The organism is Pantoea sp. Morm, assembly GCF_016643525.1.
Taxonomy (GTDB): domain Bacteria; phylum Pseudomonadota; class Gammaproteobacteria; order Enterobacterales; family Enterobacteriaceae; genus Pantoea; species Pantoea dispersa.
Map to the genome: position 1 here is coordinate 1 of NZ_VOQX01000264.1, position 926 is coordinate 926.

1 protein-coding gene is annotated in these 926 nt (G+C 50.3%); it reads left to right on the forward strand.

The window, feature by feature from the left end:
* On the forward strand, positions 1-926 hold a 926-nt coding region (gene gndA, locus FT726_RS27430), incomplete at both ends, for an NADP-dependent phosphogluconate dehydrogenase (protein ID WP_346303862.1).

A 926-nucleotide genomic window follows, 5' to 3' on the forward strand; every position in this document is an offset into this window, starting at 1 on the left:
AAAACCATCGCTTCACTGACGCCACACCTTGATAAGGGCGACATCCTGATTGATGGTGGTAACACCTTCTATAAAGACACTATCCGTCGTAATAAAGAACTGTCTGATCAGGGCTTCAACTTCATCGGTACCGGTGTCTCCGGCGGCGAAGAGGGCGCACTGAAAGGCCCATCGATCATGCCTGGCGGTCAGAAAGAAGCGTATGAACTGGTAGCGCCAATTCTGGATAAAATTGCTGCGCGTGCAGAAGACGGTGAAGCCTGCGTTACTTACATCGGTCCGGACGGTGCTGGCCACTATGTTAAGATGGTGCATAACGGTATCGAGTATGGCGATATGCAGCTGATTGCAGAAGCATACGCTTTACTGAAAGGCGCACTCGGTCTTAACAACGAAGAGCTGGCTAAAACCTTCACTGACTGGAACAACGGTGAGCTGAGCAGCTACCTGATCGACATCACCAAAGATATCTTCACCAAGAAAGATGAAGACGGTAAATACCTGGTTGATGTGATTCTGGATGAGGCAGCCAACAAAGGTACCGGTAAATGGACCAGCCAGAGTTCCCTGGATCTTGGTGAGCCACTTTCTCTGATCACTGAGTCTGTGTTCGCACGTTACCTTTCTTCACTCAAGTCACAGCGTGTTGCAGCTTCTAAAGTGCTGAGCGGCCCTCAGGCGCAAGCCTTCACCGGTGACAAAGCTGAGTTCATTGAGAAAGTGCGCCGAGCACTGTATCTGGGTAAGATCGTTTCTTATGCTCAGGGCTTCTCTCAGCTGCGTGCGGCTTCAGAAGAGAACAACTGGGATCTGCATTACGGTGAAATCGCGAAGATCTTCCGTGCTGGCTGCATCATCCGTGCACAGTTCCTGCAGAAAATTACTGATGCTTATGCGACCGATGCTAACATCGCAAACCTGCTGCT